This window comes from Ardenticatenales bacterium (assembly GCA_020634515.1).
Taxonomy (GTDB): domain Bacteria; phylum Chloroflexota; class Anaerolineae; order Promineifilales; family Promineifilaceae; genus JAGVTM01.
In genome coordinates this window covers 201,497-225,256 of the sequence record JACKBL010000007.1, presented here as the reverse complement: position 1 = coordinate 225,256, position 23,760 = coordinate 201,497, and the positions used below count along the sequence as shown (strand labels likewise).

Below are 23,760 nucleotides of genomic sequence, written 5' to 3'. Positions count from 1 at the left end.
CGCGGCGCACGCGCCGACCTTACATTTCGGGGAGGGGGCCAATGGCCGCGCGGCCAATCATCTCCAGTGCCGTATCCCCCGACGGGGGTTGCATGGAGCCGGCGCGCACGTCGCGGAAGTAACGCTCCAGGGGCAGCGCGCGGGTGATGCTGGTTCCGCCGGCGATTTGCAGCGCCTTCTCCGTGGCTTTGTTCGCCATTTCGTTGACCATCAGCTTGGCGGCGGCGATGCGCGGCATCATGGCCGCCCTATCCTCATCCCGCCCGCGCCATTCCTCCGCCACTTCAAACAAAAGCGCCCGCGCCGCCTGCAATGAGAGGTCCATGTCGCCGATCTGGCGCTGGATTTTGGGCAGCGTGGCAATGGGTTTGCCCAAAGCCGTGGGCACGCGCTCCAGGGCAAACTGGATCACGGTGTGGCGCGCCGCCAGGGCCGCACCCAGGTAGATGGCGGACATAACGAGGGGGAACCAGACGTTGGGGCGGGAACGATGGCTGGATTCGATCAGGTTGCCGTAGGGCACAACCACGTCGTGCAGGAGGAGGTCGTGGCTGTCGCTGGCGCGCAGGCTGAGCGATTCGCTCCAGGTTTCGCGCCATTCGATGCCGGGCAGCCCTTGCGGGATGAGCATGACGCCGTTGCTGCCCTGGAGGCTGAGACGGACGAGCATGTGCGTAAGGTGGCGGCCACCGGTGGTCCAGGTTTTGTGGCCGTTGACGATCCAGTTGGCGCCGTCGGGGGTGGGGTCGGCGTGGGTCTGGAAGGAGCCGCCGCGCGAGGGGCTGCCCAGCGCCGGTTCGCTGGCGACGGAGTTGAACAACGCGCCTTCGTGGACGGCAAGGCGACAGAAGTTGGCGAAATCAGCTTCGCGCCAGGCGCGTACTTCTCGTTCGTGACCAAAGACGTGCATTTGCATGCCGGCAACCAGCGCGGTCGAGGGGCTGCCCTGGGCGAGTTCAAGCTGCGCCGCCAGGCAGTCCGCCAGTGAAAGCCCCTGCCCTCCCTGTTCCCGAGGAATGCTCAGCGTGAGATAGCCGGAACGGCGCAGCGCCGCGACATCCTGCGGCGGCAGGCGTCCGGCGCGGTCGGCTTCGTCGGCGCGGGCGGCAAATTCGCGGGCCAGTTCGCGGGCGACTGGCAGGAAGGGGGTGTCTGATACGTGCATGTTGGTTGCTCCAGTGCGGGGTGAGGGCGTTGTGGTTTGTGTCACGATTCGCTGTCGAAATTGAACGTTAGCTGCTGCATGGCGGGCGCGGCCAGTTTGGCGGCGGCGACACCGAGGAGGCGGGTGGGTTGGCCGGGGGGCCAATGTTCTTGCCAGATGGCGTGGGCCAGGCGCAGGAGATCGTCGTCGGTGGAAATGCCGGCAGAAACCGTCTTCTGCCGCGTGAAAGTTGTAAAATCATCCCAGCGGAACTTCACCACCACGGTATGGGCCACCAGGTTTTCGGCGCGCAGCGACGCGCCCACCTGCGCGCACATCAGGGCAAGCTGCTCTTGCAGCACCGCCGCGCTGCGCACGTCCTGGTCAAAGGTGCGTTCGGCGCTGATGGATTTGGCCGGACCGCGGTCGGGGATGACGGCGCGCTGGTCCATGCCGCGGGCGCGCGCCTGGAGTTCTTCCGCGTGGCGACCGACGGCGGCGCGCAGCAGGTCCAGATCGGCTCCGGCCAGGTCGCCGCAGGTGTGAATCGCCAGTTGCGCCAGCCGCTCGGCGGTGCGCGGGCCAATGCCCCAGATGACGCGCGCGGGCAGTGGGGCCAGGAAGGCGGCTTCGCCGCCGGGGAGGACGATGGTGCGGCCTTCCGGTTTGTTCTGGTCGGAGGCGACTTTTGCCACGAGTTTGCTGGTTGCCAGGCCGACGGATGCCGGCAATCCCGTTTCCCCCTTCACGCGCTGGCGGATAGATTCGCACAGGCGCACGGGCGTGGGCTGCTGGCTGAGATCAATGTACGCCTCATCCACGCTCATTTGCTCCAGGGGGCCATATTCCGCCAGGATCGCCATGATCTGGGCGGAGCAGTCGCGCACCCGCTGGCGATTGACGCCCACGATTTTCAGTTCGGGGCAAAGCTGGAGCGCCTGGCCGGTGGGCATGGCAGAGCGGACGCCAAAGGCGCGCGCTTCGTAGCTGGCGGAGGCAACGACACCGCGCTGATGCGGCCGCCCCCCGACGACGAGGGGAATGCCGGCATCCTCCGGGTGGTCCAGCAGATGCACGTTCACGTAAAACGCATCCATGTCTACATGCAAAATCGCGCGCGGCCAACCAGGAACTCTTCGCATTCATCGTCACCCGGGTTAACTGTACCTAATTCGAGGAGATGGGCAAGTCGTGGAGAGTTGGTGGTTGGTGGTGGTGCTCGCCGCTCGCCACCGTTTGCCCTGTTCACAAACCATGCTACAATTCGTCTAATTGAAAATGGTTTTCAATTTCAGGTGTGTGTCGGATGACGATGACGCAGGAGTGGTTGCAGGTGTTGAACAGCGCGGGGTTCCGTGTGACCCGCCCGCTGCGGGCCGTGGTCGAGGTGCTGACGGCGGCAGAGCGGGCGTTGACGCCCACGGATGTGTATGACCTGGCGCGCCGGACGTATGCGCGCATTGGCCTGACGACCGTTTACCGTTCGCTAGACAAGCTGGAGGATGCGGGGCTGATTGAACGGGTGCATCAGCCGGATGGCTGCCATGCGTATGTGGCGGCGGTAGAAGGGCATCAACATTTGTTGATATGCCGGCATTGCCAGCGTACCCAATACTTCCACGGCGACGACCTGGAACCCCTCATGCGCCTCGTCAGCCAGGAAAGCGGCTACGACATCCACACCCATTGGCTGCAATTCTTCGGCCTCTGCCCCGAATGCCGGCCATCCACCTGACCACACCCACCCAATAGCAACACAAATCCATGCAAACGCACATTCACCCCCCTGGTTCCGCTCGCCTCATTCCACTTCTGCTAATCCTTCTGCTCACCCTGCCCGCCTGCCGCGCGCCGCAACCCGCTACAAACCCGGACACGCTCAACGTCGTCGCCACCAGCACCCTCGTCGCCGACGTGGTGCGCCAGGTGGGGGGCGACGCCATCAACCTGACCACCCTCATGCCCATCGGCAGCGATCCGCACAACTACCAGCCCGTTCCCCAGGACATTTCCGCCGTCGCCAGGGCGGATCTCGTTTTTGTCAATGGCCTCGGCTTCGAGGCGTTTCTGGATGACCTGATCGCCAATGCCGGCGGACAGGCGCGCGTCGTCGTCGTTTCCGACGGCATCACGCCGCTGACCCTGGCCGACGAAACGCATCAGGAGGCGGCGGCGGATCACGATCACGGTGAAACCGACCCGCACGTCTGGTTTGACCCGCAAAACGTGATTATCTGGACGCAAAACGTGGCGGCGGCGCTCTCCGGCATGGACGCGGCGCACGCGGACGTCTACCAGCAGAATGCCGCCGCCTACGAGCGGCAATTGCGGGAACTGGATGCGTGGATAGACACGCAGGTAGCCCTGATTCCGGCGGCGCAGCGCGTGATCGTCACGGATCATGACGCGCTGGGCTACTTCATCCATCGCTATGGCTTCCAACTGGCGGGCGCGGTCATCCCCGCTTTCAGCACCGCCGCCGCGCCCTCGGCGCAAGAGCTGGCGGCGCTGCAAACGGCCATCGGCGCGCGCGATGTCCGTGCCATCTTCGTGAACGTGACGGTGAACAGCAACGTGGCGGCGCAAATCGCCGCCGATACGGGCATTCAACTTGTGCCGATTTATACGGGATCACTGAGCGATGGGGAGGGGAATGCCGGCACTTACCTCGACTTCATGCGCTACGACGTGACCCAAATCGTGCGGACACTGCAACCCTGAGCAACACCATGACAACACGAGGCGAAGGGCGGTCCCGCAAAACCGTTCACCATCCAGATATGCCGCTGCTACAGGTCGATCACGTGACCTACGCCTACAATGGCAAAGCGGCGCTGGCGGACGTGTCATTTGCCTTGAACGTGGGCGAACGGGTGGCCGTTGTCGGGCCAAATGGAGCGGGGAAGAGTACTTTGTTTCGGGTGATTGCCGGCATTCTCAAACCCACCCACGGCAGCGTCACCATCGCCGGTTCCGGCCCCGGCCACCACATCTGCATCGCCTACGTGCCGCAGCGCACCCAGGTTGACTGGCAGTTCCCCGTCAACGTCGCCGACGTCGTCATGATGGGCCGCATCGGGCAGATTGGCCTGTTTCGCCGCCCCAGAGCCGCCGACTGGGCCTACGTCCACCAATGCCTGACCGTCGTCGGCATGCGCGACTTCGCCCAGCGACAAATTGGCGAGCTTTCTGGCGGGCAGCAGCAGCGCGTCTTCATCGCCCGCGCCCTGGCCCAGGAAGCGGAGCTAATGCTCATGGACGAACCGCTCACCGGCCTGGACGTGACCTCCCAGGACGACATCTTCGACATCCTGGACGAACTGCGGCAGCGGCGCGTCACCGTCATGGTCGCCACGCACGACCTGGAACTGGCCGCCGCCCGCTTTGACCGCCTCATGCTGTTGCAGCACCACCTGGTCGGTTTCGGCCAGGCCGCCGACGTCCTCACGCCGACGCATTTGCGGGACGCCTACGGCGGCCACCTGCGCCTGATCCACACGGAAGACGGCGACTTGATTATCGGGGACACATGCTGTGATCAGGGAGATAACCAATAATGGCTCTTCAAGATTTGCTGGGGTCTTGTCATTCTGAGCGCAGCGAAGCACCCCGACGCCTCTGGGATGCTTCACTTCAGCCTGCCCTGGGCGCAGCCGAAGGGGCTTTATCGGTTAGACGGCTAACCTTAGTCTCAGCGGAGGTCAATTTGAGCAAGTCACCTTCTAAAAATCAAGCGCGTATCAAAGCAGGTATACCTTCATTTGTTGAGGTCAAGTATTCGCGCATTTGTGTTTATTCATCCCTTGATGGCAAAGTGAGTATTGATATTTTGATGAAGGATGAATTAGAATTAGATGACTGAGGCAATTACGCAAACAAGGATCAGCTAATGGCAAAAATAACGATTACAAAAGATAATCTGCTCACTCTTGCCGAGTTCAAAGCATTGCTGGAGCAAACGGAAACACGAAGTTCAACAATGGATTACATATTTCGCCTGCTGCGGGAATTAGTTTCTTTTGAAGAGAAATTTCACATGGCAACAGATGTTTTTTATGCTCGTTTTATGCGTGGTGAAATGGGCGACGATTTACCCTTCATTAAGTGGGCGGGGCGATATGAGTTATATCTTGAAGCCAGACAAGAAATTGACAGTCAGTTAGCCAAAGCGCCTGTGACCGTCTGATGCTAAATCGGTACCTGCATCGGCTCTATGATACAATTCTCTCTCGTGGATATGTCGAAATTGAGCGTTTGGATTTTGATGAGTTGCCAGGTCGTCAAGGCATTGTTGAAGGGCGGCTAAAGTTTCACGATGGGTCGTTGCTTGAATTTGATGAGGTTATCATCTTCCGCAATGAACAGATTTTGAAGTTGCGTTATGTCTACCATTATCAAAATGAATCGGCCGAGGTCATCTTCCGTTACGATAATGCGCCACATTATCCCAACATCTTGATTTATCCTCACCATAAGCATGTTGGTTCTGCTGTTGAGCCTGCTCAAGTTCCCGATCTCAGCGAAGTTCTCAGTGAAATTGAGCAGATGATTTTTAATAGTGATTGAATTCCGGGTATGAAGTCGCGTTCTCCAATCACCGTCTAATTATGGTCGGCGGGGCCGTCACCTGCCCCACCGCCACTTCCGAACCCGTCGTGCGCCCCTTCGACCTTGCTCAGGGCAGGCTTTTCAACGCAATAGGCCCTTCGACTATCAGGGCTGTTGTCATCAGCACTTCATGCTGTGCGTCTGGTCGTAACAATTACCATGTAGGAGCGCCAGGTGTCATCTCATTACGGCCACCGGCTAAATCAAATGCCAAATAGACAACTGACTCCCTCTCCCCACCGGCTTCGTTCAACAGGATTCATACAGCGGCTTACCCGCTATTCCTTGAAGGCTCCTTTTGGTCGCGCCGTATGAATCCTTATTCGTTAGCCTACTCAACGTGGTGGGCAAAATCACATCAAGGAGAAGTTTGAATGAGTTCAACCAGTTATAAACATCGTAGCAGTCGCAAAGGAAAAGCCAAAAAGGGATCAGCCCGTTTAGTTTACCTAATCATTGCCTTGGCTTTAACCAGTTTGGTCGTTGGCGGGTTTGCGCTCCGTTCACCTCAAACGACGCAAGCATCCACAAGCCAATATGCAGGTATTCCAGGCCCGAATGATTGGACGGAGGAAACGGCCGTTCAAATCTACAATCGTCGTAATGGACAATGGGAGCCAATGACGTATGGGGATGTGGGGCCAGACATGGAGTTTATCGTTGGCGATTATCTCTATGCCACCACACCTGAAAACGGTTCTCTGTTTTTGAAACCAGAAATTGACATCACCAAATTAGCGGAAACAGACCAAGCCTTTGACCCGGATAACTGGCGGATGCCAAAGCCGGATGATGTTGTCTTTCTGTTCCGAAGTTCCACGAATCAACAAAAAGGTCATTGGTTGTTGAAGCATGTCCAGCCCGATAGCGAAGTTGTCTTTCAGGGCAAGGTCTGGACATGGGAGCTGGATGTAGAGAATCAGCGGTTTGTAGTGAGCGATACGGGGAATGTGTTTGCGCGGGTAACTGAAACTCACGTCAATGTCCATGAGGATGACGTGTTAGCTCTAACCGTCAAATACAATTCATGTGGGAAAACGGGGATCATTACTGGCTCAGAAGAACACCCTTTCTTTGTCGTGGAAAAAGACGGATACATCCCAATGGAGCAACTTGAACCAGGTATGGCCCTAAAAACAGATAATGGAGCGGGCGCAGTTGTCATGGATATCCAACCATTATCTGAAACCATGGAGATGTATAACCTGACGGTAGAGCATGTTCACAACTATTACGTTTTTGCAGATGAAAATGACCCTGGCATTCTCGTTCACAATGCCAATTGTGGCGTGGGTTTTAATGCAAGACAATTGCAGAGCAAATTCAAGCATGCGTCAGACTTTGGTGTGCCAGGAAACTACAACCCGCAAAATGCTCAAGCGTTTCAAAATGCTCTTGAGACGCATATTCAAAGTCCAGGTACACAACAAATTGTAGGGACATATCGGGGAACACAGAACGTTATCCATTACTACGACCCGTCTACAGGGCTAAACGTGATAGTGGATGCAACTACAAATGAATTTATTAGTGGGTGGAAATTATTTCCAAGTCAGACAACTAATTTGTTGACCAACGGCAATGTGCGATGAGTTATTGGAAAAACCGATACAAATACCATCAGTTGATGGATGAGTTTATCAATGCACGCATCAGCGGTGTTGAGTTTGAAAAAGAGTTTTTTCGGATGATGAGGAAAGATCGCGACAGCAAATCATATCCTCAACAAGAACAGCCTGAGTTAGAAAGTGTATTATCCAGAGTATTTACAGCATGTGACGTATTCAACCCTGATGCTGATTTTCGTTCCGAGTATGAATATGATGAAACAGAATTGCGGGATTTTGTTCGTAACATACTCGCCGAGAACTTAAGCCTTTTCATGTAACACTATCGGATGAGTTTTCATGCCCGGTAGACAGGCTAACAAGGCTTGGGTGCGCCGTGACACGGCGTTGTGAATCGCGCACAAAGTGCGCTGGAGGATATATATCGAGCAGTATCTCCAACCCCACCCAACTTACCTTAATCGGAAACGAAGCGGGGAAAATAGCATGTTGGGAAAGCAACTAAGTCACGCCGACCAGTGGCAAGATGGGTTGCAAGGGGTTCTGCATAAGGCAAAAGCTAAACTGCCTGAATCTTAGTCTAGCGAGTTTATGTTGCTACAGGGAAGAACGGCTGTCACTCAGAAGCAAAGCGATGAGCGAAAAAACCCTGTTCCTATCCTTTATTTGTTCAACATCAATATGCCAGAGCAAAATCAAGGGACAATTGTTGAGTTGTCCCTTGATTTTGAGAAGCAAACTGTAATTAGTACACGATTTCATAAATTCTTCGACTTTAGTTTCTTGAGCCAAGCGTTAAGCTCATCACGACCAAACTTCCAGTTGAAAGGCTTGGCGTATTGATTGTAGTGCGCTTGATGTCAACTTTCGGTCGGACGCTGACGCCGCCGACCGAACGTCGCGCTCCCTCTGGCGCAGGCGGGCGGCTACCGCCGCCGAACAATGCCTGCACCCGACCCCGACCTGCCGGCACGGGGCAAGGTGAGCGCGGCATTCGGCAGGGAAACGTAAATTCCCCGGTCTCTCACCTCATTTTTCTAACAGTAGGGCATCAAACTCTTGTGATGCTTCAATGAGTAATCCGCGGGGAGTGGTTAAACTAAACATGGCCCACTGTTCATCATGGGGGAATCCATCCATAAACCAACCGAGCATCCTAATTTGCGGCTCTTGGTTAATGGCTTCTAAGGCATTGCTTAACCAGTCTTCGGGATAATTTTCGGCGGGAAAGCGTCCTTTTTCACTGTCGAATGTATTGCTGGCGTTAATGTACACAGGTTTTCCAGACGTGTACTCATACTGGTTGATAATATCCAGCCAATCCTGATAGACGCGAAAACCTGCCTGCGCCTCTCCCCATTCGTCTCGACGCAGATCGATGAACGGTTCCTGCGCTCGTTGTTCAGGAGATAATTCTGGTGCATCTACACGGCCAAATGCCTGAACGGCATATCCATCAGGCGCAGTATCACTGATTCCGCGTTCAATTTTGGCGCTGGCGGCGGTGTTGATATAAATGACGACACTATTCATGTAGTTGAGCCAGGGAACGTCAATTTGATAGGCGACTTCTCCGGTCTGGTCACTGTTCCAGGGGTTCACTGGCCCAACAATAACTCGCGCTTGCTCGTTTTCATTTCTGATAACTTCAATGGCATTGTTGTGGATAGTGGGGTCAGCCCCATATCCGTTGAAAACCCGTGCATACCATTCTGGCGTAACCGGATTTTCTGGTGATTGAGCATTTGCGCCAACGGTATTGAAATTACTGCCGATGATAAAGCCATGAATATCCGCCAGCCGTTCATCTCGTGCCAATCGCCGTAAATAACGCAAGTATGAATCTAAAGCAACCTGAGCATCGGGCGGGGGAATACTTTGACCCTGATCGTATTCAACTCTGACCAATACGCGCAGTCCGTTTTTGTTGGCTTGCTGAACACGCTGCACCAAATCGTCAATGCCCCAAAACTGTTCTTCTGCCAATTGAGAATAGGTGATTTCTATATCCCAGCCCTGCCTGTCATGCCAATCCCGTTCTGGGTTTGCAAAAACGAGGCCTAATTTGGTAGGAATAAGCTCATTGGGGTTGGGAATGGGCGTGGCTACGGCCGTTTCCGCCTTTGTCCAGAGTTGACACCCAGTGTCGCAGTTATGGTACAAGTTGATTGTTGTAGAATCAGGCGTTCCGCGCACAAGCCATTGCCATTGCCATATGCCGTCTTCATTTTGTGAACCATGTTCTGTTAGTGTTATTTCTGTACCCGCTAATTCCAAGCGTACAAAAACCCAGGGGGTTACATCCTGAACAATGATCTCAAGTTCGTTATCTGTTTTGTTGACGACGCTGATTTGCGGCCATGTATTTGTTTGGGGCAATGAATCGGGGATATAAGCTAATTTGCCACTGATGGGCAGAAGCCAATAGAGGCCGCTGACAATAGCAATAAGTGTAAATACAGTTAAATAGGTGCGAAGTGGTTTATTCATCGTCATTTTATTAGTTCTGGAAGCATAGGCAGGGTGAATGTGATGCTTGTACCTGTTTGGTTGCCTTCGGTGTTGCTTTCAATAAATAAATTCCCGTCATGCTGACGCACAATCTCATCCACAATAGCTAACCCTAATCCACTTCCCGGTACATCCCGATTTGCCCGATAAAATTGTTGGGTAAGATGCGGTAAATGTTCAGCGGGAATCCCCGCGCCCGTATCGGCAATCTGGCATTGAACGCTATCTTTGACAGCCGTCAGCGAAACCGTAACCGAATCGCTGGATTGACAATACTTGATAGCATTGTCCAACAAATTGATAAACAGTTGTTTCAATTTATCAGGATTGCCTAAAACGGGTGGGATAGGCGGGTCAAAGTGAAAATTCAGGCTAATGCCTTCTGCTTCAGCCAGCAAAATCAACTCTGCAATCGCCTCCTCTGCCACTAAAATGATGTCTACGCTAAATTTGGGTAAATGGGTAACGGCCTTTAGCCTCCCCAAATCCAATGTACCGCTAATCAGGTTATTCAGACGATGGGTTTGCTGGTGAACTATGTCCAAAGAATGTTTTTGAACTTCTTTCGGCACACTTTCCGAGCGGGAAACTTCCAGATGAGATAAAACAGAGGTGAGCGGTGTTCTCAGTTCATGGGAAACGTTGCTCCAATAGAGGTGCATTTCCATTTCGCGTTGTCTCTGTTCGCTAACATCGCGCAGGACAATCAGATTGAATGCGTCAAAGCGTCCAACCCAGACATCCAATGTTGATTCCGGCGAAGGGGACAAGGGGAATTGCTGTACGGCCGTATCCTGTTTTATTTTTTGCAGGAGATAGACGTAGACGGCCGTTGTCGTAATATCCTGCTCCACCTGCAACAAACGGTAGGCATTCCGATTGGCAAATCGCAGAGTGTCAGACGAAGACAACAAAACAATCCCGAATGGAAAAGATTGCCAAACCGCATATTGTTTATCATCAAACAAGGCACGTTGGCGGGCTATTATCCAGGTCAGCCAGAATAAGCCAAACAACAGCAACAGGAACAGAAAAAGCACCAGTTTGAGATCAACAATCAACATAGCGGCAACTATCACCCATCTGGACAAACAAGACGATAGCCAAACCCCCGTATCGTTATCAACAATTCAGGATTTTTAGGGTCTTCTTCAATTTTTGCGCGAAGCCGTTGCATATGAACATCAATAGTACGTGTATTGACATGACATCCTTCATTTCCCCAAATGGTACGCAATAACGTTTCTCGTCCAAACACCTGCCCTTGACGCTGCATTAGTAAAGATAGCAATTCAAATTCCGTTGTCGTTAACGCTATTTCATTCCCGTTGTGCCGCACAGTTTTTTCGTCAATCCAAAGTTCAATCGGGCCGCAAACCAGCTTTGCACGTTCCTGTTGTTTGACAAGGCGAAACAATGCCCGTACTTGAGCCAACAATTCTTGCGGATTGTAAGGTTTAGTCAAATACGCATCTGCCCCCAAATCAAGACCAATCACTTTTTCTTGCATGGTATCTTTAGCCGTAAGCATTAAAATGGGCGTATAGTATGGCTGTTCACGGATATGTTGGCAAATTTGGTATCCATCAATATCGGGTAGCATAATGTCCAAAACGACCAGGTCGGGATTAAGGGCGAGCTTTTCCAACGCTTCACGACCAGTATGCGCCAGGATCGTTTTATAGCCGGCTTGAACAAAGTAGTAATTCAACGCTGAGGTGATGGTAGGTTCATCGTCTACAATTAAAATGTGATAATCTGACACAAGCTTTCTCCAAGCCTTTGTAAAAGGCCGCTGTCTACGGTAGGACTTTCAACTGACCGGACGGACCGCTTCCCATTGAAATAAGTACTGGACAAGCCACAATGCCATAACTCCAAGATGTGTATTGTAACACGGCCGTGTCGCCATCCGTATAAGTTACATGAATAATAAAATCGTAGCTATAAGTGGGATCATCATCAAAAATCGTGTTGAAACTGCTATTGATTACTGATGAAGTATCAATAGCCCACTCATTAACGGAATAAACTGGCGGCATCCCATCGGCATCCACTAAATTCTGTGCCTCATAAACATCTATGTCCACCTTCGGCAACCCGCCTAGTTCGGAAACAAGTCTGCTAGTAATCGCTTCTGGTTGATTGTCTTTACTCCGAACAAAAAGAATGATTGGCGATTCACAAACCGGATTACGGATTTTTTGCACCACGAAAAACGCAATAAACAATAAAAGAACAGGCAGAATAATTAGAATAACTTTTTTCGCGATTTTCATATTGACACCTCAAAAGGATGTGCAGTCAACCCCACTAATAGGGTTGACTGCACACAACGTTAATTGACAAATACGAGTTGAATTGGAATTCCCACCTGTTTTATTCTGTTGCGTTTACGTTGCTAGCGTAAATTAGCCATGCAGGATTAGGAATAGCAAACTGTTCCAATTCCACAACTTCTTTTAGATCGCTTATTTCAGACTGAATCTTATTAGCCGTCAAATCTAACAAGGTTACACCCTGGTATTCATCTAATATCTGTATCCTTTCACTATCAACAAAACCTGTTATGGTCATAATACCGTACATATTGATAGTAAGTGGTTGTCGTATTCAAAGAATATGGGTTTATTTTCAGTTCAGTTTCTTCTTTCCAACTTGCATTGTCACAATCATTGTATGTGGAAAAACCGTAGTTTGGAATGTTCGTGGAAGAAGCTGTTGCATGAAGCCGATCTCCACCTGGGCTATCATTTGTGCAATCCGCTGTTTGATCAAGCCACTCATTGTTTCCATCCCACTTCATATCGTTGATGGCACTTTGCGTCCATTTCATATTATATGCGTATGACGTTACACCTAATCCATAGGTAGTCCAGTATGTGTAACTGCCTTGATAGGGTGCCTCATTCCCCCCATATCCCCAAGCTGCATATACTGATAAAACGATGCCAAACAGAAAAACAAAAATACCGACAAAAATTGTTGCGAACTTTTTTGTAACCATGATTCTCTCCTTAAATTTTTTTTACATTCAACTTCTAAATTCAGTTTGACTAAACCGGAGAAACTGTATCACATGAATGTAACAACCATGCCACAGTTACGTTACAGTTGTGTAACAATCCAAAACCTTGAAATGATACCTGTTGTTAACGTAAGTTTTGTGCAACCAGAGCCAAAATGGCTCAAAAATGTAAAAAATGAACATCTTGAAAAAGCGGCAGAGGTAATTGAATAACACCTCTACCAATGGGTGTGTTTCATTTCAGTTGAATGTCGCTTGCTGTAGGACAATTCGCTGAATTGTCCTCCGCCGTGAAGGGACAATTTAGGCAAATTGTCCTACGGCGCGGGCAGCCTGAGCAGCCCATTTGAAACACACCGTCTACCAATTCGCAGGGAGTGCCCTGCGTAGCAACTCTGCTCAGTGAACCTTAACAACCAAACATCACCCTGACGACATACCCAAGCCGAAGTATGGGCGCCAACTTGAACCATCTGTTTGACAGATTGGGTCGGAATCGTGGCTGGCTGTGCTTCTGATGCCAGCCAATGTGTGGCAAACCGCACAAAATTAGCGGCAAAACAAGCCATATGCTCTTGTAAGAGAAGTGCTGGTGGCGAACGCACTTTGAGATGGTGCATCTGAAAGACATTTTTACCCTCTTTGATGCCCGCTTCGATGGTCTGACGGCCGTTATACATATGAAACCAACCATCCAAATCCGCAGTAACATCTTTTTGACCGTAATGTAGCAAGACGGCTCGACGAATTGAGTTACCAGTCTGGTAGTTTGCCAAAGCGACATCCATTGGATAGGCAAAATAATCATTGACCGTTGTGTTAGCCCAAGCGGTCAAAGAAGCGTTGCCGCCAACTCGTTCCCAGGTCGTCTCTGGTGTAACAGCAGCACGCAAAGCGTCGCTCGGGTTTATTTTGAGAACCTGAGCGACGTGGAGTTGGGTGCATTGCAATGGACCTTGCAGCTACCGGATACAGGGCAGGCGTATTGCCACGCTTTGGGGATGGGCAAACCATTGGGAATGGGATCTGTGAAGCTTCAGCCATGCCTGCACCTGACTAGCCGCCAGCAACGGTATGAAAAGCTGTTTGCCGGCAATCAATGGCAGACAGGCGAAGATGGAAGTGATTCACAGCAAGATTTTTGCGCTGCATTTGAACAGTCTGTTTTGGGTAAATTGCCGGCAGAAGCAAGAAACAAGGCTACCAAACTGACAGATGTCCCCCGCATCCAGATGTTGCTGAAAATGCTGGAATGGCAACAGCAAGACTCCATGTTGGTTAGCAAACAGCCGATAGATGGCCTGACAAATCTTTGTAGCCGTTGGGTGTTGCCCGATCCACTTCATATTGGGCCATTTTCAAGTAGTGACCAGCAAGGAGATGGCAAAAACAGAGGTTCTCCCCCTCAAGACCGGAGTAACCGTGGCCGACAGACAGGTAGAAGTCAAAGAGGTGGTCAAGGGGTACAGAAACAACACCCAACACCCCGTACTCCCACCACATCTCGCTCAACCTTACAACAACCGACCCGAAATGTGCCTGCTAAACAAACAACGCCGCCACCAACATCGCCACCCCAACCCGCTACCAAATCCAAACCAGCCGCTGCGCCTCGGTCGCTACCAGACCTTCACCGTGCGCGATGTGCGGCAAATGCCGGCATCCTCCTTCTCCACTTCCTCTCCCCCACCTCCTTCAAGCAAGGCCCCGGCGACCTCCCCCTCCCTCTACCCGCCAACGTCTACAGCAGCCTCCGGCGCGCCTGGAACGCCTTCGCTTTGCCCGTCTTACACCTTGAGGAAGCGTGGCTCGGCTGGTGCGCGCAAAACATCTTCATCACCGCCCACGACATCCACACCGTCGTCGTCCCCTTCAATCGTCACGCCGACTTCACCGGTTTCGTCGGCCACCTTCCGCGCCCATCAAGGCGGCGATAGCTACCGGAGCATCTGGCACGCCCTCAGCCAATTTGCCGCTTATGCCGGCATTGGTCGCAAAACCGCCATGGGCATCGCCGCCTGTGAACCAGTCCAACCATGATCGTCATCAACTTCACCCACCCCCTTACCCCCAACCAGCAAGACCAACTGGCGCGCCTGGCCATCGCCGAAATCCGCGACATCCCCTGCCAGTTTGACAACGCCTAACCCTTCGCTGCCCAGGTCGCCGCGCGCGTTGACGCCGCCGGCCTCATCCCCCACGGGAATAGCCGCTCGCAAATAGTGGTTTACTGCCGGCACGATGCCTCCGCCTGATTCGATGAAGTAGCCACAAAACAGCGCACTGACCATATCGCACAATCCTAAATCTGTTCCGTTGGGGCAAAGAGGAAACCATTTGCCCAATTGCTTGTTGCACCTGATAATTCATTTTCGCGGGTGTATTGGTGTTGGCTTTCTTCACACCCTAATCATGCCCCAATATACCCACATTTTCATCGCGTGTTGAGCTTGAAATCGAGCTTCCAGGAAGATCTCTAGGACCATATACCCTAGAGGCTGAATAGATACATCCATTTTGTGACTATACAGGTCATCTGCCCAGATTGGACCAATTTGCTCTGGTTAAATCCTGTTAATGTCTACAAAATTGGTCCCATTTTTACCCATTCACCATTCCTATGTTCCACACACTTGCTGATCCTCTCACTTATCCGTTCATGATTCGGGGCCTCATTGCCGTGGCGCTGGTGGGGGTTGTTTGCGCCACGGTGGGCACGTATGTGGTGCTGCGGGGGATGGCCTTCTTTGGCGATGCCCTGGCGCACACGATTTTGCCGGGGGTGGCGGTGGGCTACCTCGTGGGGGGCGGGGCGCGGGGACCGCTGTTTCTGGGGGGGATGGCGGCGGCGATTCTGGCTTCGTTGGGAATTGGGGCGATCAGTCAGGGCAGCCGCGTGAAGGAGGATACGGCGATTGGTATTATTTTTGCCGGCATGTTCGCCCTCGGCATCGCGCTCATATCCACCGTGCGCAGCTACGCCGTAGACCTCAGCCATTTCCTCTTTGGGGATGTTCTTGGCGTCTCCAACGGGGACCTGATCCTCACCGCCGCGCTGGGGTTGCTCGTCCTCCTCACTATTGTCGCCTTCTACAAGGAATTCATGGTCATTTCCTTCGACCCCGTGCTGGCGACGACCCTGCGCCTGCCGGTGCGGCTGCTGCACAACCTGCTGCTCATTCTCGTGGCCGTGGCTATTGTCGTCGCCCTGCAAACGGTGGGGGTGGCCCTCACGGTGGCCATGCTGGTCACACCCGCGGCCACGGCGTCGCTGCTCACAAATCGGCTCTGGCGGGTGATGGTGCTGGCGGCGGTGATTGGGGTGAGTGCCGGCATTACCGGCCTCTACATCTCCTTCTACTTCAGCATCGCCTCCGGCGCGGCCATCGTCCTCGCCTGCACCTTCCTCTTCGTCCTCGTCTGGGGAGGCCAAACGATCCGTCGCCTGCTTAACCATTCAACCATTCAGGAATTCACCCGTTAATTGTCCCCCTCTCCAACCGGCGCGGCCTTCGCCATTGTAAATTCCTGGTAGGCCAGGGTGAACGCGGTGGAACGAAGGGCACGCAGAATAGAGAGGATCACGGCGCTGATCAGGGCCGCGCCGAGGAAAGTGACGAAGCTGAGGATGATCTGGCCGGAGGTGATGATGCCGGTGTTGATGATATCGCGTAATGCCGGCAGCATCGCCACCAAAGCTAAGGGCAGCGTCACCAAACCCGCCACCACGCCCACGACAAAACCAATCACCAGGAACAGCAACGCCAGCAGCAAAATATCGCCCAGGTTCGCCCGCAAAACGCCCCAGCCATCCCGAATCCCCTCCACGACGCCCAGTTTCCTCAAAATAATGCTCCGCTGCGCAAACGGGTAGATAAACGTCATCACCAATGTGTACAGACCTCCCAGGCAGGCCACCGGCAGCAGGCACACCCCAACAATACCCATTCCCAGCAATGGCCTCGCTGTTTGCGCGCCAAGCGCGGCGGCGGCAAAAACCACGCCCGCTATCGCCATGAGCGCGCCCACCAGCCAGACAGGCCCATACAAAACGAGGCTCAGCCCCAACATACGCGCCAGGTGACTCATACCCTGACGCAAACTTCCCCCCAACGTGGCGCGCTCGCCCGCCTCAATCCGGTACACCGACTCAATCATGCCCGCTTCGGCCGTCAGGCGCACCAGCCAGGCGCACAGCCCCAACACCAGCGCCAACGCCGCCAGCCCCAGCACCAGCCCGCCATGCTGATTCCAAAATTGCGCCAACTCGCGCAGGAACCACTCCCCTCCCCTCCCCCCTGGCGACGACGGCGCGGAAAACTGGTAGCTGTACTGCGGCGACTGGCCGCTGCCTCCCAAAGCCGCGAGAAAACCCAACACAAACAAGAATTTGTTGCGCCAAACAATAGACCAGGCCCGAGAAACTAGTTTACCGTAATCCATGTCAGACTCCTTCGAGAATAGTGGTCAGTAGATAGTTGACAGTTGGTAGTTGGCAGTTGGTAGTTGGCAGTTAACTTTTGCCCCGTTCTCTACTCCCATTCAATCGTGCCCGGCGGCTTGGAAGTGATGTCCAACACCACCCGGTTGACGCCGGGGACTTCGTTCACAATACGGCGGCTGACGCGGGCCAGCAAATCATAAGGCAGTCGCGCCCAGTCCGCCGTCATGAAATCCTCCGTGGTCACGGCGCGCAGGGCAATCACCTCCTCATAGGTGCGCCCATCCCCCATCACGCCCACGCTTTTCACCGGCAGCAACACGCAAAAAGCCTGCTGCGTATCACCGCGCAACATCCCCTCCGCCGCCAATTCGTCCACAAAAATCGCGTCCGCCGCCCGCAGCCGCTCCAACCGCGCCCACGTCACTTCCCCCAGGCAGCGAATCGCCAGCCCCGGTCCGGGGAACGGCTGCCGCCAGATGAGGCTGTCCGGCAGCCCCAGGGCCACGCCGATGCGCCGCACCTCGTCCTTAAACAGCAGTCGCAACGGTTCCACCAGCGCAAACTGCATGTCCGGCGGCAATCCGCCCACGTTGTGGTGCGTCTTGATCGTATGCGCCTCCGATTTTCCCCGTGCCGCGCTCTCAATCACGTCCGGGTAAATCGTCCCTTGCGCCAGGAAATCAATCCGCCCCAGTTTCGCCGCCTCGCGCTCAAAAATCCGCACGAACTTCTCCCCGATAATGCGCCGCTTCCGCTCCGGATCGGTGACCTGCATCAGCGCCTCCATCACCTCCTCGACCGCGTTCACGGCGACCAGTCGCATCCCCTGCTCCTGGCGGAATGTGCTGACCACCTGCGCCGCCTCCCCCTGGCGCAGCAATCCATGGTCCACAAAAATGCACGTCAACTGCTCTCCGACGGCCCGATGCACCAGCGCCGCCGCCACGGCGGAATCCACGCCGCCGCTCAAGCCCAGCACCACCTGCCCCGCGCCAATTTGCGCCCGCAACGCCGACGTCGTTTCCGCGATAAAGTTGGCGGGGGTCCAGTCGGAGCGGCAGCCGCAGATGTGATGCACGAAATTGCTGAGTAGCTGGCGGCCTTGCGGCGTGTGCGTCACTTCCGGGTGGAATTGCACGGCGTAGTAGCCACGAGCGACATCGGCGGCGGCGGCGTAAGGGGCGTTCGCGCTGCCGGCAAGGGGGACGAATCCCGGCGGCAATGTGGTAACTTTGTCGCCGTGGCTCATCCACACGTTCAGGATGGAAGGCTCGGGGCTGAAGGAGTCCTGACCGTGGACGATAGGCTCCAAATGGGCAAAGAGGGGGTTGTCGCCGGCGGTGACGGTGATGCCGGCAGGACCATATTCGCGTTGGGTTGTGCCGGCAACTTCGCCCCCCAAATGATGTACGAGAAGCTGCATCCCATAACAAATCCCCAGCACGGGCAAACCACTCTCCAGCACGTATCGGGGCAGCGTCGGCGCACCTGTCTCGTAGACACTGTTTGGTCCCCCACTGAGGATGAACCCCTTCGGCTGCCAGGCCATCACCTCCGCTGCGCTGGCCCGCCAGGAAACCAGGCGGCAAAAAACATTCGCCTCCCGCACCCGCCGCGCAATCAACTGCGCGTATTGTGAACCATAATCGAGTACCACCACTGTATCATGCTTTGTCATGCCGCCATTATACAACAACACCCGTCGCCTCAGGCACGAGAGAACAAAAGTCTGGGATGACTATACAGGCCATCTGCCCAGATTGGACCAATTTAATGTCTACAAAATTGGTCCAATCTCGACGTGAAGAGTTACAGTCTGGGAGACTTTTGTATTCCCCGCGCTCCCCGCTCTTTCCTTGACACCCACCAGTTTGTATCCTATAATTCGTTCAAAATGTTTTGAAAGTTAAGAACAATGAGGTAGCGTACAGATGACGATGATTCAAAAAGGCCTTACCGCTGTAGAAGCGAAATTACAGGAAGCCGCGAATTCTCACGTTCCTCTGCTGCAAGATGCCGGCACGCACACCATCACCGCGGGTGGCAAACGACTGCGCCCGCAAATCGCCCTGCTCTCCTACCTGGCGGCGGGCGGACAAAACCTGACCGAAGTCGTGCCCATCGCCGCAGCCATTGAATTAGTCCACACCGCCACCCTCGTCCACGACGACATCAACGACCACAGCCTCACGCGGCGGGGCAAAGTCACCATTCACGCCCGTTGGGGGCGCACTTTTGCCCTGCTCACGGGCGACTTCCTCTTTGCCCGCGTCTACGAAATGATGGCCCCCTACGGCGCGGATTTCAACGCCATCATGTCAACGGCGTGCGTGCAACTGGTAGAAGGGGAAACGCTGCAAGCAGCGGCGGCCAAAGCAGGGCGGATGGATCGGGAAACGTACAAGCAAATCATCACGCTGAAGACAGCCAGCCTGTTTGCGGCGGCGGCGGAGATGGGCGGCATGCGCGGCGGCGGGTCGCCCGCCGTCGTCGCCGCGCTGCGCCGCTATGGTCACAACCTGGGCCTGGCGTTCCAGATCGTCGACGACGTACTGGACATTGTTGGCGACGCGGCAGCGATGGGTAAGCCCACAGGCCTGGACGCGGGGCAAGGAATGGGCGTGATGATGGCGCAAGGCAATGGGCACGCGCAGGCGGGAGCGGCCACGGCGGTCGCCGCGGACCCAGTGCAAGCGCTGATGGCGCGGCTGCGCGGCTCAGGCGCGGTGGAGGCAGCGCGATTGCAGGCCCGGGAAATGGCGCAGCGGGCGCGGGCCGCCCTGACAGAGGTTCCCCCCTCGCCCGCCCGAGACGAACTGGAGCACTTGATTACGCTCGTGACGGATCGAGATCGCTAGCAGCCTGTCGGAAAAAGAGAGATAGAACGCGGATTTCGCGGATTTTCACGGCCAAACGAGCCTGAATCCGCGTTAATCCGTGTCCTCAAGAGAAGCAGAATGACTTCTCCGACAGCCTGCCAGCAGTAGCCATTCGCTCACCGGGCGGCGAGGCGCGCCGCACTTGCGCAGTGCGGCGCGCCTGGCGTGTCAGGGAATGGAATAGCCATCAAAGGCCACCAGGCCGCCGCCATTGGCCTTGATCTGCACCGTGTGGGAGCCGGCGACCAGTCCGCTGACGACTTGCTCCACCTGGAACTGCCAGGAAGCATTGTACAGATTGACCGTGGCCGCCAGGTTGCCGTCCACGAACACCTGCGCCGCGCCGCAGGTGGGGCAGCGAGCCGTGAGCCAGGTAAACTGCGTCCCCGTTATGGCAAAAGTGAGGGTGTTGTTGGCGCTGGTGGTAGCGTGGGCGCCACCATTGTGGAAGGGGGCGGCGCTGAGGCCGAGCCATCCTTTGTAGATGACGGCAGGGTCATGGTCATCAATGGACGCGCCGTTAACCTGGAAGCCATCCACGCGCACGGCTACGCCGCTGGAGGCGGGGTTTTTCTGTCCGTTGGGGATGATGACGAGGGTGTGCGTGCCATTGCCGAGGCCGCCAAAGCTCTCCACGGCCTGGTAAGTGGGCGCGGCGGCGTAGAGGTCCAGCGTGCCCTGGTACACGCCGTCCACCAGCACCCAGGCGCGTCCCTGGTCCGGGCCGCGATAGGTGATCAGGCTCATGGCGGTGGTAGGCGCGGCGCTGCTGTAGGCCAGCCATTCGTTGACGGCGCCGGCGGTGCGGTAGCCGCCACCGTAGGCCGCGGCATCCACCGCGCCAGACCAACCGGCGTATTGCACGCCGTAGTCGGCGTCGTCCACAATTTGCGGCGGGGCGTCGTCCACGAGGATCCCGGCGGCGGCGCAGATCAGGGCGGCGCGCACGTTTGCGTCTGTCACTGTTTCTAGGGGGAAACCCACATTGACCACTTTGAAGTCCGCGCCATCGTAAACGATGGCCGCGCCGTCTCCGGTGCCGCCACTGTAGGTGAGGGCCACGGTGGAGCCGCCATTAGCCCCCAGGCGGTCCGGGTAGCGGACGTCGTAGTAGCCGCCGCTGCTGTCGTCGAAATGGCCGTTGATGCCGGCAAAAATACTGCCGGCATTTCCCACAAAATCATAACTGCTCCCATCATCCCCCACATACGTCGCCTTCAAATAATCGTGATAGAAAGTCGGGTCCGCGCCCGAGGTCGGGCGGGCCAGATCGTACCCAATTTCCGCCCCCGAGATCAGCAGATGGCCGCCGCCATCCAGATAACTCGCCAGCAGCGCCCGTTCCCCGCCGTTGAGCGAGGCATCCGCCGTGGAATCCTCACCCACGAACCAATCGAGCGCCACGTAATCCCCCAGCCCCACCACCTGATCTATCACCGCCTCATTCACCGCCCCATCAAACGCCACACCGCAACTTGCCAGCGCCCCCGCATGTTCTACCGCGTAATCGTACCGATTCATGCGCTCCAGGAACATGCGCTCCGTATTGCCCAGCGTGGGGCCGTCATCCTGCGTGATCATCGCGCTCTTGTCCAGGCGGTCGAAGCCATCCACGATTAGCAGTGGCGCGGCAGCCCCACCGGTGGGGGCACGCACGGCCACCACCGGCGTGGGGAAGGACTCGCCACCCGCGTTCAAGGCCGTGACGCGGAAGAAGCGCAGCTCGCCCGGCTGCACGCCCGTCAGCGTCAGGCTGGTGGCGTTGGCGACCGTGCCATTGTCGAAACCGCGCCCATTGCTGCTCTGGTACACCTTGTAGCTGACGGCGGCATCCCCGCCTGCGCCTCCCGCCGGCGGCGCGTTCCAACTTACCGTCACCTGGCCGGGGGCCGTGGTGCGCGCCAGCAGCGTCGTCGGTGGCTCCGGCAGCAAGTCCACGCCCGTGCCGTCGCGGTCGGCGAAGTAGCGCACAATGCCCTGGTAAGCGGCGCGGGCGGCAATCTGGCGGAAGTGCGGCTCCTTCAGATCATCCGCGTCGCCGGGATTCTCCGTATCATGGAAGGCGACCTCCACCAGCGTGCCCGGCATCGTAGAAAGCTCGCGCAGTTCGCCAAAGTTGGCCGAAAGCAAGCCACGGTCCACCCAATTGGGATTCCAATCGGCGCGCAGGTCGCCCACGATTTCCGCGTGGATGAAGTTACGCAGGTCGGCGCTGCCGGGGGTGGCGCCGCCATCATAGATGTAAGAACTGGTGCCGCTGGCGTTGCAGCAGTTGGTGTGCCAGGAAAGATAGACACCATCCTCGTTGGCGTACCCTTTCGCCAGCTCCCATTCGGCGTAGAGGGGGCGGGCGACCACGTCGTTGGGCGCGCCCGTGTACCCCTGGAAGGCGACGTAGGAGAGGGCGGCTTCCTCGAAACGGGGTTCGCCGCTGTCGCCCACGCCACCGCCGAAGCGCACGGCGTCGGCGATGACCACCTGGCCCAGGTCACTGGACTGATTCAGGAGGGTGACGGAAGCGGAACTGCCCTGCTCGAAGTAATACTCGCCGAGGAAGCGCCACGTCTGCCCGTGTACTTCCTGCGAGATGCTCACCGTGGTATCGCCGCCGGCGTGGTGAATGCGGAAGCGGGCGTCCACGGCGCGGTTGCCGCTGTGCAAGTACCAGACGTAGACGGGATACCAGCCGGCGGCCGGGAGGGTGGGCGTCCAGGTGGCCGTGGCCGTGGCGGCGCCGTCGGTGTTGGCGTAGCGATAGGTGAGGCCGCCATAGCCGGGGGAGGCGCTGGTGAACCAACTGCCCGTTTCCGTATAGGTGGGCGCGCCATCGTCGTTGTCCACGATGACTTCGGCGGGGTTGGTGGACCGCTCGCGCACCAGCCAGACGTTTGCGCCGGCATTCCATAGGTAGTGGGCGAGATAATAGAGTACGGCTTCGGCGTTGGAGAAATCCTCGACGATGCCGTAGGTGTTGGGGCGCTGTGTGAGCCAACTGCTGCCGCTCCAGAGCCAGCCGTGCCCGGGGCTGAGCCAGACGGTTTTGCCGCTGAGCGCGCCGGTGGGCTGCCCCTGCCCGGGGGCGGGGAAGTTATCCGGGCCGGGGCGGTCGGGAGCGGGATCGGTGTTGGTGGGCAGTTGGGGGGAGAGGCGCGGCACGGGGGGGAGGAAGTCGGAGATGGGACGGAAGACGCCGTGGGGGTCGGCGGCGCGCACGTGGATGTCGCGCAGGCCATAGGGTTGGAGGGTTTGGACAATGCCGGCAACAATCGCATCACTGGCATAAGCATCAAACGTAACCGCCAGGTACGCGGCGGGCAAGCGCAGGTCCACCGTGGCCTCGCGGCCATGGATGGTCAGGCGGGCCAGTTCGGTCCCCGGTGGCAGCGGGGAGCGGGGGGCATGGATGAGGGCGCGCAGTTGATCGGCGGGGGTGGCGGAGGATTGCGAAAAGACGGGCGCGGTCAGGGAGACCACCGCCAATGACAAGAGCAGGAGGGCGAGGCGTTTCAGGGTGGGCATGGGTACTTCCTTGTGAAAAGGTAACTACTGACGCTTTCTGGAGATTGGGCCAATTTCAC

24 protein-coding genes are annotated in these 23,760 nt (G+C 56.1%); 12 read left to right on the top strand and 12 right to left on the bottom strand.

The window, feature by feature from the left end; genetic code table 11:
- Positions 1-19 precede the first annotated feature (19 nt).
- Both H6650_18460 and dinB read right to left on the bottom strand, forming a co-directional pair.
- Positions 20-1,165 carry an acyl-CoA/acyl-ACP dehydrogenase gene (locus H6650_18460; protein ID MCB8953994.1) on the bottom strand — a complete coding sequence of 382 codons (1,146 nt, stop codon included), beginning with the start codon at positions 1,163-1,165 and terminating at the stop codon, positions 20-22.
- A gap of 41 nt (positions 1,166-1,206) precedes the next feature.
- Positions 1,207-2,286: a DNA polymerase IV gene (gene dinB, locus H6650_18455; GenBank protein MCB8953993.1), complete on the bottom strand. Its 1,080-nt coding sequence runs from the start codon at positions 2,284-2,286 to the stop codon at positions 1,207-1,209.
- A 164-nt stretch (positions 2,287-2,450) separates the two neighbouring features.
- Here dinB and H6650_18450 point away from each other — a divergent pair, with 164 nt between their 5' ends.
- From H6650_18450 to H6650_18415, 8 genes are all read left to right on the top strand, one after another.
- Positions 2,451-2,879 carry a transcriptional repressor gene (locus H6650_18450; GenBank protein MCB8953992.1) on the top strand — a complete coding sequence of 143 codons (429 nt, stop codon included), beginning with the start codon at positions 2,451-2,453 and terminating at the stop codon, positions 2,877-2,879.
- 29 nt (positions 2,880-2,908) lie between these two features.
- Positions 2,909-3,865 carry a zinc ABC transporter substrate-binding protein gene (locus H6650_18445; GenBank protein ID MCB8953991.1) on the top strand — a complete coding sequence of 319 codons (957 nt, stop codon included), beginning with the start codon at positions 2,909-2,911 and terminating at the stop codon, positions 3,863-3,865.
- Between the two features lie 8 nt (positions 3,866-3,873).
- On the top strand, positions 3,874-4,701 hold the full coding sequence (locus H6650_18440; protein ID MCB8953990.1) for a metal ABC transporter ATP-binding protein: 828 nt from the start codon (positions 3,874-3,876) through the stop codon (positions 4,699-4,701).
- The gene (locus H6650_18435) at positions 4,701-5,006 is read left to right on the top strand and encodes a hypothetical protein (protein ID MCB8953989.1); all 306 of its coding nucleotides are present in this window, start codon (positions 4,701-4,703) and stop codon (positions 5,004-5,006) included. The genes H6650_18440 and H6650_18435 overlap by 1 nt, the downstream gene beginning before the upstream one ends.
- Positions 5,007-5,033: 27 nt before the next feature.
- Positions 5,034-5,330 carry a hypothetical protein gene (locus H6650_18430; GenBank protein MCB8953988.1) on the top strand — a complete coding sequence of 99 codons (297 nt, stop codon included), beginning with the start codon at positions 5,034-5,036 and terminating at the stop codon, positions 5,328-5,330.
- A complete protein-coding gene (locus H6650_18425; protein ID MCB8953987.1) occupies positions 5,330-5,710 on the top strand; it encodes a hypothetical protein in 381 nt (126 codons plus the stop codon). The genes H6650_18430 and H6650_18425 overlap by 1 nt, the downstream gene beginning before the upstream one ends.
- 1,238 nt (positions 5,711-6,948) lie before the next feature.
- Positions 6,949-7,344, top strand: coding sequence for a hypothetical protein (locus H6650_18420; GenBank protein MCB8953986.1), 396 nt, complete (start codon positions 6,949-6,951; stop codon positions 7,342-7,344).
- The gene (locus tag H6650_18415) at positions 7,341-7,640 is read left to right on the top strand and encodes a hypothetical protein (protein MCB8953985.1); all 300 of its coding nucleotides are present in this window, start codon (positions 7,341-7,343) and stop codon (positions 7,638-7,640) included. The genes H6650_18420 and H6650_18415 overlap by 4 nt, the downstream gene beginning before the upstream one ends.
- A 709-nt stretch (positions 7,641-8,349) precedes the next feature.
- Here the strand turns inward: H6650_18415 and H6650_18410 are convergent.
- The 5 genes from H6650_18410 to H6650_18390 all read right to left on the bottom strand — a co-directional run bounded on the left by H6650_18410 (position 8,350) and on the right by H6650_18390 (position 12,838).
- Entirely contained in the window at positions 8,350-9,810 is a 1,461-nt protein-coding gene (locus H6650_18410) for a hypothetical protein (protein ID MCB8953984.1), read from the bottom strand.
- A gap of 2 nt (positions 9,811-9,812) precedes the next feature.
- A complete protein-coding gene (locus H6650_18405; GenBank protein ID MCB8953983.1) occupies positions 9,813-10,895 on the bottom strand; it encodes a GHKL domain-containing protein in 1,083 nt (360 codons plus the stop codon).
- A gap of 11 nt (positions 10,896-10,906) precedes the next feature.
- Positions 10,907-11,596 (bottom strand): response regulator transcription factor, encoded by a 690-nt coding sequence (locus H6650_18400; protein ID MCB8953982.1) that lies wholly within the window; start codon positions 11,594-11,596, stop codon positions 10,907-10,909.
- 34 nt (positions 11,597-11,630) lie between these two features.
- Positions 11,631-12,110 (bottom strand): hypothetical protein, encoded by a 480-nt coding sequence (locus H6650_18395; protein ID MCB8953981.1) that lies wholly within the window; start codon positions 12,108-12,110, stop codon positions 11,631-11,633.
- Between the two features lie 275 nt (positions 12,111-12,385).
- Complete coding sequence (locus tag H6650_18390; protein MCB8953980.1) at positions 12,386-12,838, bottom strand: hypothetical protein; 453 nt, start codon at positions 12,836-12,838, stop codon at positions 12,386-12,388.
- A gap of 72 nt (positions 12,839-12,910) precedes the next feature.
- Between H6650_18390 and H6650_18385 the strand changes: the two genes are divergently transcribed.
- Positions 12,911-13,072, top strand: a complete 162-nt coding sequence (locus H6650_18385) for a hypothetical protein (GenBank protein MCB8953979.1) — start codon at positions 12,911-12,913, stop codon at positions 13,070-13,072.
- A 104-nt stretch (positions 13,073-13,176) separates the two neighbouring features.
- Here H6650_18385 and H6650_18380 read toward each other — a convergent pair whose 3' ends face one another.
- Positions 13,177-13,752 carry a hypothetical protein gene (locus H6650_18380; GenBank protein ID MCB8953978.1) on the bottom strand — a complete coding sequence of 192 codons (576 nt, stop codon included), beginning with the start codon at positions 13,750-13,752 and terminating at the stop codon, positions 13,177-13,179.
- 642 nt (positions 13,753-14,394) lie between these two features.
- On the opposite strand from H6650_18380, the gene cas6 reads away from it, so the two are divergent.
- Positions 14,395-14,796 carry a CRISPR system precrRNA processing endoribonuclease RAMP protein Cas6 gene (gene cas6 / locus H6650_18375; GenBank protein MCB8953977.1) on the top strand — a complete coding sequence of 134 codons (402 nt, stop codon included), beginning with the start codon at positions 14,395-14,397 and terminating at the stop codon, positions 14,794-14,796.
- Between the two features lie 39 nt (positions 14,797-14,835).
- Here the strand turns inward: cas6 and H6650_18370 are convergent, their stop codons facing one another.
- On the bottom strand, positions 14,836-15,150 hold the full coding sequence (locus tag H6650_18370; protein ID MCB8953976.1) for a hypothetical protein: 315 nt from the start codon (positions 15,148-15,150) through the stop codon (positions 14,836-14,838).
- A gap of 329 nt (positions 15,151-15,479) precedes the next feature.
- On the opposite strand from H6650_18370, the gene H6650_18365 reads away from it, so the two are divergent.
- Positions 15,480-16,343 carry a metal ABC transporter permease gene (locus H6650_18365; GenBank protein MCB8953975.1) on the top strand — a complete coding sequence of 288 codons (864 nt, stop codon included), beginning with the start codon at positions 15,480-15,482 and terminating at the stop codon, positions 16,341-16,343.
- On the opposite strand, the gene H6650_18360 is transcribed toward H6650_18365, so the two are convergent.
- A complete protein-coding gene (locus tag H6650_18360; GenBank protein MCB8953974.1) occupies positions 16,340-17,302 on the bottom strand; it encodes a hypothetical protein in 963 nt (320 codons plus the stop codon). The two genes, H6650_18365 and H6650_18360, sit on opposite strands and share 4 nt — an antisense overlap.
- 89 nt (positions 17,303-17,391) lie before the next feature.
- The gene (guaA, locus tag H6650_18355; GenBank protein ID MCB8953973.1) at positions 17,392-18,981 is read right to left on the bottom strand and encodes a glutamine-hydrolyzing GMP synthase; all 1,590 of its coding nucleotides are present in this window, start codon (positions 18,979-18,981) and stop codon (positions 17,392-17,394) included.
- A 253-nt stretch (positions 18,982-19,234) separates the two neighbouring features.
- Between guaA and H6650_18350 the strand changes: the two genes are divergently transcribed.
- The gene (locus H6650_18350; GenBank protein ID MCB8953972.1) at positions 19,235-20,161 is read left to right on the top strand and encodes a polyprenyl synthetase family protein; all 927 of its coding nucleotides are present in this window, start codon (positions 19,235-19,237) and stop codon (positions 20,159-20,161) included.
- A gap of 189 nt (positions 20,162-20,350) precedes the next feature.
- On the opposite strand, the gene H6650_18345 is transcribed toward H6650_18350, so the two are convergent.
- The gene (locus H6650_18345) at positions 20,351-23,701 is read right to left on the bottom strand and encodes an N-acetylmuramoyl-L-alanine amidase (protein ID MCB8953971.1); all 3,351 of its coding nucleotides are present in this window, start codon (positions 23,699-23,701) and stop codon (positions 20,351-20,353) included.
- Positions 23,702-23,760: the final 59 nt, after the last annotated feature.